The following is a 6069-nucleotide window of genomic DNA, read 5'->3' on the forward strand; positions in this document are numbered from 1 at the left end:
TACTTCACCGCGACGATGAAGATCCGCGGAAATCGCAGCAGCACCTTGCCGTCGGCCTGCGCCGGATAGGCCGCGGCGATCCGCGCCGTATAGGCCGCCAGATAGGTCTTACGTTCCGGCAGCTCGAGCGGATCGATGAACGGCCGCAGCCCGGTGCCCTTGACCCACTCGACGATCGCTTCGGGGCCGTCGAGCGCGTGATTGTAGACCGTGTGCCAGATCTCCAGCCGGCTGCACAAAGGTTTCAGCGCATCGTAGTACACGCTCGGCTTCGGCAGCGTGTCGCGCAGTTCGGCGGCCTTGGAAAGCTGATGCCGCCACGGCTCCTGCAGCGCCACCTCACGCATCATGATGTGCGATGGCTCGTCGAGATTGTCCGGCATCTGCACCGCAAGCACGCCGCCGCTGTCGAGAGCCGACAGCAGGCGCTTGAGCTGCTTGAGATGGTCGGGCACCCATTGGAACACCGCATTGGCGAACAGCACGTCGGTGCCAGCCGGCGGCGCCCAATGCGCGACATTGGCCTCGATGAATTTGTGCTGCGGCAGCCGCTCGCGGGCCTGGCGCAGCATGTCGGCGGAGGTGTCGACGCCGACCACCGACGCCTCGGGCCAGCGCTCGACCAGCAGCGCGGTGGAATTGCCCGGCCCGCAGCCGATGTCGGCGACCTTGCGCGGCGCCGTGGTCGGTACCTGTGCCAACAGATCCCGCGCCGGACGGGTCCGCTCGTCTTCGAATTTCAGATATTGCTCGGCATTCCAGTCAGCCATCCAGCGTCCCTTGCGCCCCCGAGTCTGCGAGGGAAAAGCTATTGATCCTGCTGGATTTTGCAATATCCTCCAGGGATCGTATATTTCTGACATATACAGATGATCGATCTCAGCCAGATCGTCGGGTTCGATTGGGACGACGGCAATCTCCGCAAGAGCGTGGAGAAACACGACGTCGGCCAATTGGAGGCCGAAAGCGTGTTCATGCATCGACCGCTTCTACTGCAAGAAGACACTAAACACAGCGGCTCGGAACGCCGGCTCCACGCTCTGGGTCGCACAACAGCAGGACGCCTGCTGCACATAACCTTTACACTGCGAGCCGACGAGACCTTGATACGTATCATCTCCGCGCGCGACATGAGCCGAAGGGACAGGAGCAGTTATGAAAAAGCTTAAGCCCATCCCCTCCTTCAAATCGGAAGCTGAGGAACGGCTGTTCTGGGAGACGCACGATTCGAGTGACTATCTCGACTGGAGCAAAGCCGAGCGCGTCACTTTCCCAAACTTGAAACCGTCCACGACGTCCATCTCGATCAGACTGCCGACGGAACTCCTGGAGCAGATCAAAGTCGCCGCCAACAAGCGCGACGTACCGTATCAGTCGCTAATCAAGATGTGGCTGAGTGAAAAGGTCGGATAGCCAGATCCCCGCTTGAAGAGTAGCTGCAAGTTCTGGCGGGACATACCAAGACCCAAGGCGGCCAGACCGAGAAGATGCTCGATTCTGCTCCCGATGCCATCCATCTGGCGACGGCGAGCCGCTTCGGAGCAACTCTCGTCACCTTCCACGACAGGCTGACCGCGGCCGGTCAATCGCCCAGCGCAACGTCCTCAGACTGGCTTAACTGACGCGCCTCAGCGCGTCAGCTTCTTGTACTTGGCGCGGTGCGGGATGATGGCATCCTGACCCAGCCGGCGCATCTTGTCCTTCTCGTAGTCCTGGAAGTTACCTTCGAACCACTCGACGTGGCTGTCGTCTTCGAAGGCCAGGATGTGCGTCGCGATACGATCGAGGAACCAGCGGTCGTGGCTGATGATCACGGCGCAGCCGGCGAAATCCTCCAGCGCCTCTTCGAGCGCGCGCAGCGTGTCGACGTCGAGGTCGTTGGTCGGTTCGTCGAGCAGCAGCACGTTGGCGCCCGACTTCAGCATCTTGGCGAGGTGGACGCGGTTGCGCTCACCGCCCGACAGCGAGCCGACCTTCTTCTGCTGGTCGCCGCCCTTGAAGTTGAAGGCCGAGCAGTAGCCGCGCGAATTGACTTCTTTCTTGCCGAGCAGGATCAGCTCGTTGCCTTCCGAGATTTCCTCCCAGACGGTCTTCTTCGGATCGAGCGCGTCGCGCGACTGATCGACATAGCCGAGCCGCACCGTCTCGCCGACCGTGATGGTGCCGGAATCCGGCTTCTCCTGCCCGGTGATCATCCGGAACAGCGTGGTCTTGCCGGCGCCGTTCGGGCCGATCACGCCGACGATGCCGCCCGGCGGCAGCTTGAAGGTGAGATCGTCGATCAGCAGCCGATCGCCGAAGCCCTTGGTGAGATGCTCGAAATCGACCACGTTGTTGCCGAGCCGCTCCGCCACCGGAATGATGATCTGGGCGGTCTGGGTCTGCTTCTCCGAGGCCTTGGCGAGCAGTTCCTCGTAGCGCTGATAGCGCGCCTTGGATTTGGCCTGACGGGCCTTGGGCGACGACGCAATCCACTCCTGCTCGCGCTCGAGGGTCTTCTGATGGGCCGCATCCTCGCGGCCTTCCTGCAGCAGCCGCTTTTGCTTCTGCACCAGCCAGGACGAGTAGTTGCCCTCGTAGGGAATGCCGCGGCCGCGATCGAGCTCGAGGATCCAGCTCGTGACGTTGTCGAGGAAGTAGCGATCGTGGGTGACGATCAGGATGGCGCCCGGATAGTTGCGCAGATGGCTTTCCAGCCACGACACGCTCTCGGCGTCGAGATGGTTGGTCGGTTCGTCGAGCAGCAGCAGGTCGGGCTGATCGAGCAGCAGCTTGCACAGCGCGACGCGGCGACGCTCGCCGCCCGACAGCTTGGAGACGTCGGCGTCGTCCGGCGGGCAGCGCAGCGCGTCCATCGCCTGATCGACCTTGCTGTCGAGATCCCACAGCCCTGCGGACTCGATCTGGTCCTGCAGCGCCGTCATCTCGTCGGCGGTCTCCTCGGAGTAGTTCATCGCCAGCTCGTTGTAGCGATCGAGGATCGCCTTCTGCTTGGCGACGCCGAGCATGACGTTTTCACGAACCGAGAGCGCCGGATCGAGCTTCGGCTCCTGTTCGAGGTAGCCGACGCGGGCGCCTTCGGCGACCCAAGCTTCACCGGTATATTCCTTGTCGATCCCCGCCATGATCTTCAGCAGGGTCGATTTACCGGCGCCGTTGACGCCGAGCACGCCGATCTTGGCGTCCGGGTAGAACGACAGATGAACGTTATCCAGCACCTTGCGGGTCGGATAGGCCTTGGTCAGACCCTGCATGAAATAGACGAACTGGCGAGCCATCGTGGTCCTTGAACGCGGTGCGTGCGGGGAAAATCGGTTGCCGCTGATGTAACGGTGCGGCCCGCAAAGGGCAACCCGAGGACGCGCGACGTTAAGAGGCGATTAAGCCTGTTCTCGTGCGTTTCCGAGGCACGAACGATTCGAAGACAATTTTAACGACCTCGTCCAACACTCGTCTCCTCACAGCGGCGACCGATGCGCCGCCGAGTCGGCGCGGCGCCGACCCTTGGGGCGATCAGCATGGCGAGCCTCACCACGACCACCGAAGTGCATCACGACGAGCAGGCCGGCCCGGACACCAGCCTGCTGAGCGAGATCCGGCTGTTCTGGCGGCAGTTCTTCGTCCAGGCGTTCAATCCCTACCGGCCGGAGATGTACTACATGCGCGGCCCCGGCCCGGCTTGGCATGCCAAGCACGGCCACAAGCCGACGCGGCACTAAGTCTCGAACCATCATCGCAAAAGCAAAACGCCCGCCGGTGAACCACCGGCGGGCGTTTCAAATCTGGAATCGGTCGCGCTTAGCGGATCGTGACCGGTGCCGGCAGCGGCGCTACCGACGTCGGCTGCGCACCCGGCAGCGGCGCCGGCGGCAACGCCGGGGACTGCGCACCCGGCGCCATGGCGGGCTGCGCCTGAGCGGTGGCGGTGTTCTTCGGCGGCGAGCCCGGCAGCACCACCACGCGGGTGCCGACCTTGGCGCGCTCGAACAGATCGCTGACGTCGTCGTTCAGCATGCCGATGCAGCCCGAGGACACGAACTTGCCGATCGTCGACGGCTGGTTGGTGCCGTGGATGCGGTACACGGTCGAGCCGAGATACATCGCGCGGGCGCCCATCGGGTTGCCCGGACCGCCGGCCATGAAGCGCGGCAGATAGGGCTGGCGCTCGATCATCTCGGCCGGCGGATGCCAATCCGGCCACTCCGCCTTGCGGGTGATCTTCTGCACGCCGTTCCAAGTGAAGCCATCGCGGCCGACGCGGACGCCATAGCGGATCGCACGCCCGTTGCCGAGCACGTAATAGAGATGAGTGTTAGCGGTATCGACCACAATGGTGCCGGCCGGCTCCTTGGTGGCGAAGTCGACCTCCTGCCGGCGCAGATTGGGCGGCAGTTGCACGGTCTGATCGGCATCCGGCTGTTCTTCCGGCGGCAACGCCGAGACCTGCATCGGCCGGCCATCGGCGCCGGGCTGAGCCGACGGCGCTCCGCCGCCAACACCAGCCGGCGGACGCACGCCACCGTCACCACGATCGGAATAGATCACCGACGGCGGGCCCATCGGGCGGCCGTAGCGGGGATCATCCGGCGACATCACCGGTCCCTGCGGCGAGGCGCCCGGTGCCGCATTCGAATAGCTCGTGGCGCCGGTCGGGCGGCCGTAACGCGGATCGTCCGGCGACATTACCGGCCCCTGAGGGCCGGCGCCCGGTGCGGCGTTGGAATAGGTCGGAGCACCCATCGGGCGGCCATAGCGCGGATCGTCCGGCGACAGCACCGGGCCTTGCGGGGCGGCATTGGAATAGGTCGGCGCGGCCGAACCGCCGTAGCGCGGGTCGCCCGGCGAGGTCACCGGACCGGGCGGCGGCAGCGTTGCGGACTGGCGCGCGGTGGGCGCATCCTCATCGTCGATGCTGTCGAAATTCGGCAGGCCGGGACGGTCCTCGCCGGCTTGCCCGATATAAGCGCCGGGGGTCGAGGGATAGCTCTGCGCGAGCGCGGCGGAGGTTCCCGCGGCGACCACGGCAGCGGACGCCAGCAACGTCAGTAAGCGCTTGTTCATCATAACCCGTTTGTAAGTCGGAGCGGCAACCGGACCGTTAACGGGGCCGGAAATGCCGGAGGATCACGGCGCATTCAAGACGAGGCCGGCACAATCACGCGAATTTTGGCGATATTTGCCGCCCGCGAAGGGTTTGCAGCCCGAGAGGGCCTTTAGAGACTACCGCGTGCGGCTGCCCAAAACCATCTCGGCGCACGCGCTGCGCGACTGAGACCGTCCGCCAGCAACCTTCGGCCGCATCAGGCGGCAATCGAGTCGCTGAGTCGTTTCGCGGCGCGTGATGCGACTCGTTTTGCGCTATTCTCAGGTGGCTTGATTCGCGGCTGGTTTTGAGTGCGCCGCGAACCGATGTCGTAGTGGTCGCCGCGTTGGTGTGGGTCATAAGTGTCGTCGCGATCCGATGTGCGACGACGGAATACATCCGAAATGCTTCCCGGTTTCCGGTTTCTGTTCGCGGCGATGACGCTTGCGGTCTCGTTGTTGGTGTTCGGTCTCGGTGCCGCCGCCTTGCTCCGGGCTGCGCACGAGCAGTTCGTGAACGTGCACACGGTGCGCCCGCCGGCCATCACGCTGCTGGCGCGGGCGCCCGAGGCTCCGACGCCGAGCCTGAGCATGCTCCGGGTCGATCCGCCGGCACCCACCGCTGAACCGCCGGCCGCAGTTGCAAACCAAAGCCCGAGTGCAACCGATCCGGCGGCGGCAGACGTCGCGGCTCTCGGCAACGAAGGCGCGAAACCCGAAACCAAAGCCCCCGAGCCGGCACAGACCGCCGCGCTGCAGCCCGCTGCGGCCGACACCGCCGCACCGGCAGCACAGCCGCCGCAAGCTGAACCTACACCGGCCGCCCCGGACCCGGCGCCGCAAGCCAGTTCGACCCAGCAGCAGCAGCAGCCGGCCGCCACGCCTGACGCTGTGGCTCCGGCGGCGCCACCGGCCACTACGACTGCGATGACTTCGGCCGACGCGCCAAAGCCCGACGACAAGCCGCAGGCCGGCGCTGAGAAACCC

At 65.0% G+C, this 6069-nt stretch carries 6 protein-coding genes and 1 pseudogene; 4 read left to right on the top strand and 3 right to left on the bottom strand.

Features of this window, described 5'->3' with window-relative positions; genetic code table 11:
- A partial coding sequence (gene tam / locus DYI24_RS19355; protein ID WP_164573461.1) for a trans-aconitate 2-methyltransferase occupies window positions 1-770 on the bottom strand: 770 nt, incomplete at its 3' end.
- A gap of 99 nt (window positions 771-869) precedes the next feature.
- Here tam and DYI24_RS19360 point away from each other — a divergent pair.
- Together DYI24_RS19360 and brnA are read left to right on the top strand one after the other, a co-directional pair.
- Entirely contained in the window at window positions 870-1169 is a 300-nt protein-coding gene (locus DYI24_RS19360; RefSeq protein ID WP_164573462.1) for a BrnT family toxin, read from the top strand.
- Entirely contained in the window at window positions 1156-1413 is a 258-nt protein-coding gene (brnA, locus tag DYI24_RS19365; protein WP_012497031.1) for a type II toxin-antitoxin system BrnA family antitoxin, read from the top strand. The genes DYI24_RS19360 and brnA overlap by 14 nt, the downstream gene beginning before the upstream one ends.
- 215 nt (window positions 1414-1628) lie before the next feature.
- On the opposite strand, the gene ettA is transcribed toward brnA, so the two are convergent.
- Window positions 1629-3278 (bottom strand): energy-dependent translational throttle protein EttA, encoded by a 1650-nt coding sequence (gene ettA, locus DYI24_RS19370; RefSeq protein WP_164573463.1) that lies wholly within the window; start codon window positions 3276-3278, stop codon window positions 1629-1631.
- A 240-nt stretch (window positions 3279-3518) separates the two neighbouring features.
- On the opposite strand from ettA, the gene DYI24_RS19375 reads away from it, so the two are divergent.
- The gene (locus DYI24_RS19375; protein WP_011159149.1) at window positions 3519-3719 is read left to right on the top strand and encodes a hypothetical protein; all 201 of its coding nucleotides are present in this window, start codon (window positions 3519-3521) and stop codon (window positions 3717-3719) included.
- A gap of 79 nt (window positions 3720-3798) precedes the next feature.
- Here DYI24_RS19375 and DYI24_RS19380 read toward each other — a convergent pair whose 3' ends face one another.
- The gene (locus tag DYI24_RS19380; protein ID WP_164573464.1) at window positions 3799-5064 is read right to left on the bottom strand and encodes a L,D-transpeptidase family protein; all 1266 of its coding nucleotides are present in this window, start codon (window positions 5062-5064) and stop codon (window positions 3799-3801) included.
- 423 nt (window positions 5065-5487) lie between these two features.
- Between DYI24_RS19380 and DYI24_RS19385 the strand changes: the two are divergent.
- Window positions 5488-6069, top strand: a pseudogene (locus DYI24_RS19385) (hypothetical protein); the annotation flags it as partial.

Source organism: Rhodopseudomonas sp. BR0C11, from assembly GCF_010820945.1.
GTDB classification, from domain to species: Bacteria; Pseudomonadota; Alphaproteobacteria; order Rhizobiales; family Xanthobacteraceae; genus Rhodopseudomonas; species Rhodopseudomonas palustris_H.